Annotated in this window: 1 pseudogene; it reads right to left on the reverse strand. The window is 39.2% G+C overall.

The features are described 5' to 3' along the window. A pseudogene (locus WFZ85_RS16240) lies at positions 1-293 on the reverse strand (M28 family peptidase); the annotation flags it as partial.

Here is a 293-nt window from a genome sequence, read left to right on the forward strand (position 1 = left end):
CGACGTTGATTGCGTACTTTCTCAGTTTCTGTAACAGGAGTTGGTTCAGAAAAAATGCGAAAAGTTCGATTATCAATAACGCCATCATCGCCTTCAATATTGCCTATCATATCATTGTTTAAAACGCCTATGATTTACCAGTTATTAGCTTTGGCATACTCGGCAACACCTTTAACTCCGAAAAGTCCTTGCTCTTCGCCTGATAAACCAAGATACACTATACTATTTTCAAAGGAGTATTTCGAAAGTACACGAGCAGCTTCCATAGTTCCTGCCATTCCTGAAGCATTATC

This window comes from Flavobacterium aureirubrum (genome assembly GCF_038739835.1).
Lineage (GTDB): Bacteria > Bacteroidota > Bacteroidia > Flavobacteriales > Flavobacteriaceae > Flavobacterium > Flavobacterium aureirubrum.